The sequence below is a fragment of the Legionella sp. genome, from assembly GCF_047605385.1.
Classification (GTDB): domain Bacteria; phylum Pseudomonadota; class Gammaproteobacteria; order Legionellales; family Legionellaceae; genus Legionella.
The window spans coordinates 1-3,033 of sequence record NZ_JASGFU010000130.1 but is presented as its reverse complement, the minus strand read 5'-3'; the positions used below and the strand labels follow the sequence as shown (position 1 = coordinate 3,033).

Here is a 3,033-nt window from a genome sequence, read left to right as displayed (position 1 = left end):
ATTCCACTTTTAATTTCAATCCTATTGAAGAAATAAAAAAACTACATGAAGAAAAGATTGCTTTGTTTGAAAGGATGTTGAAGGAGAAGGATGAAATGATGACGAGGTTGGAGAAGTTGATGGAGGGAAAATAGTTTCCAATTATAAAGCTTTAGAACTCCCATTACATTACATTAATGGGTTTGCAAATTTAGGCTTAGCATTTGACGCAACAACGATAAAAGGGACTATCGATTTATTTTAATCTACATTCTTAGTACATCAGTTTATTCCTCTATAAGCTAATTGTTTCTGTACTCCAGTAATGCCAATCCTATATTTGACCATTTCAACACTGGCATTATAATATTCAGATATTTCTTCAGGGGAATAGCTGTTTTTTAAAGCCCATTGAAGCCCCGCTCTCGTTATTTGCAAACAACCTCCCAGATATTTTGCTTCTTGCTCATGCAAAAGATTATAATAATGCAGACCAAGCTTAGCGCATAGTTTAGCTTGTTCATCTGGCACTGTATGCTTACGTATAATATGGGCAAGTTCGTGCATTAAATTGCTTTGCTGCCTAAAGGTAGAATGTCTGTCATTATGTATAACAAGTTTTTCTCCCTTTTGATTGACAATCCACATTGCTGAGAACTTTTGAGGATCGCTCATCCTGTGATAAGCATCACAGTCCTGATTCACAAATAACTCATCTACTGTAAAGATCTGAACACTTAAATGATCTGCAAGTGTATGAGCATTTAATGGAGAGAACTTCGATACACCTAACTCTTCCCTATATTTTTCTGCAAGTCGTTCCGCTTCTGCCTTAAATCCTCTTGGTAATATTGATTTAGAGGGCATTATTTTTAGATTTAGTAAATGCGATATCCACCATAGTAATCATCGCATTAATAGTTTCAGGATCTAATTCGTGGCTGCTTCTAAGCTGATACACAATTTTATCCTTCTCTGACAAAGCTTTCGTTTCTAGACTTTCGCCAGTTACAAAGGTTTCAGTAGATACATCAAGCCATTTGCATATTCTAATAAATGTTTCAACATCCGGTAAATTGCCCTGTTCTATGCGTGATAATGTTGCTGAGCTAATACTTCCTATTTCGGCTGCAGTATCTCTCAAGCCTTTTTTCCCTCTTCTAGACTTGAGCATACTAGCAAGTAACTCAGTATTTAATGTGGATTGCATGTTAATAAATTTCATTAAAGAAACATTGTTTCATTCACGAAACGGTTGTATTTTTGATAAGTGAAACACATTTTCACTAATGAAACAAAAATAATGTAGTCGGATCTAACAACAAAATTAATTTAAAATTAAAAGCAAGGAGGTAAACAATGCAATTTGAAGGAGCCGTAATTAAGGAGCAAGGTGTAACTTTTGCTATTGTGGTAGTTAAACAATATGTGCTTAATAATAATATGGAATGTAATAATGCTAGAAATAGTTTCAGTAGCATCTTTCCAGGCATCCCGATCATTTTAATGGCACAAGATTCCAGAGGTAGAGCAACTTATCAGGGAAGGACAGATATAGTTAGATTTTTATCTAATGTGCATTTATCTAGAATTCCATGGAAGCGTTACAATTATAATTAATCATTTTAAACCTAAATTCAATGGCTAAAAACGGTAAAAGCGGTGACGGACATCGCAATGGAGCAGTAAAAGATAGGACACAGACCTATAATCCAAAAACAGAGACCTGGATAAAGCGTGACAGTAATACAGGCAAATTTATGGATGGAAAATCTGATGGGAAGCCCTTTAAAGGCATTACCAAAGAAAAATAAGCTGTATGAGAATGTGGTTAAATGTATAACCACATTCTTCTTAATTTGTGAGAATTCAATGATACTAAAAATTTAATTCAGGAAATGAGTATTCAAAGTATTACAAATTCAATTTCAAGCGTAGACAGAGAGATTAGCAGTTTGGAAAACCAACTACAAACAATTAATAATAATCTTAGTCGTAAAGAAAAGGAAGCTACATCTATTCTGGAAAAGATAAGTAGGGAAAAGGATATTAAACGAGTAGTAAATTTTAATAAAGATCTTACTAGAAAAAATGAAGAAATAAACAGGATAAATAAAGATAAATCTTATAAATCAAAGAGCCTTTCTGAAAAGCAAACAAAAAGATTAAAGTTACTTCAAGATTTAGGGAAAGAAGAACAGAGGGAAAGAGATAAAACCAAAAAAGAACAGAAGGAAATACTCTCGGTTCAACAAAGTATAACAAGAGAAATGGAAAGACAGAAAGCCCTTTCTCTATCAACCTTGCCACAACCAAGACATGCAGCGGTAGAACAACAAAAGACTTATGATGTTTTCATTTCTCACGCTTCAGAGGATAAAGCAGGATTTGTAAGACCCTTTGTCGAATCGTTGAGAGAAAAAGGTGTTATTGTTTGGTATGATGAATTTGAACTACAAGTAGGTGATAGCTTAAGACGTTCCATTGATAATGGACTTAAAAACTCCAAATATGGGATTGTAGTTTTATCAGAAGCATTCTTCAACAAGGAATGGCCTCAACGAGAACTGGACGGTTTGTTCGCTAGAGAGGTAAATGGCGAAAAAGTCATTCTACCTATTTGGCATAAAATATCGAAGAACGAAGTAAAGAACTATAGTCCCATCATTGCTGATATGATTGCAATTAATACTACAGATTTTATGATTGAAGAGATTGCCGAAAAGATAGCTATAAGGATAAAAAGATAAAAGAATTTAAAACAAAATAATTGATGTTCGTCATTACACATTATATCCATTGTTAGTCTGCCGTAAAAATATATTATGACAAACACTACCCTTAACAAGGCTTTCAATAGGAGGAATGAGTAACAATTGCCCACTGCGCTCCTATTTGTTTTCTGTCTTTAAACAATAAGCGCTGCTCTCATTCAGCAAAACCTATTCATGAAAAATAATCTTGGTATTGCCTATCCAGAAATAATCCCCGTTTTTCAAGTTTACCTTTATATACTGGCCCAGGCGTTGCGTGTTTTTATCGGTGTTATAAAAA

General features: G+C 34.0%; 5 protein-coding genes. 3 read left to right on the top strand and 2 right to left on the bottom strand.

Features of this window, described 5'->3' with window-relative positions; genetic code table 11:
- Positions 1 to 261: 261 nt before the first annotated feature.
- Together QM652_RS14410 and QM652_RS14405 are read right to left on the bottom strand one after the other, a co-directional pair.
- Positions 262 to 846 (bottom strand): ImmA/IrrE family metallo-endopeptidase, encoded by a 585-nt coding sequence (locus QM652_RS14410; RefSeq protein ID WP_415077002.1) that lies wholly within the window; start codon positions 844 to 846, stop codon positions 262 to 264.
- Positions 836 to 1,204, bottom strand: a complete 369-nt coding sequence (locus tag QM652_RS14405) for a helix-turn-helix domain-containing protein (RefSeq protein WP_415077000.1) — start codon at positions 1,202 to 1,204, stop codon at positions 836 to 838. Before QM652_RS14405 ends, QM652_RS14410 begins: the two co-directional genes overlap by 11 nt.
- A 134-nt stretch (positions 1,205 to 1,338) precedes the next feature.
- On the opposite strand from QM652_RS14405, the gene QM652_RS14400 reads away from it, so the two are divergent.
- From QM652_RS14400 to QM652_RS14390, 3 genes are all read left to right on the top strand, one after another.
- Entirely contained in the window at positions 1,339 to 1,599 is a 261-nt protein-coding gene (locus QM652_RS14400) for a hypothetical protein (RefSeq protein ID WP_415076998.1), read from the top strand.
- A 20-nt stretch (positions 1,600 to 1,619) separates the two neighbouring features.
- Positions 1,620 to 1,793: a hypothetical protein gene (locus tag QM652_RS14395; RefSeq protein ID WP_415076996.1), complete on the top strand. Its 174-nt coding sequence runs from the start codon at positions 1,620 to 1,622 to the stop codon at positions 1,791 to 1,793.
- A gap of 84 nt (positions 1,794 to 1,877) precedes the next feature.
- The gene (locus QM652_RS14390; protein ID WP_415076994.1) at positions 1,878 to 2,729 is read left to right on the top strand and encodes a TIR domain-containing protein; all 852 of its coding nucleotides are present in this window, start codon (positions 1,878 to 1,880) and stop codon (positions 2,727 to 2,729) included.
- Positions 2,730 to 3,033: the final 304 nt, after the last annotated feature.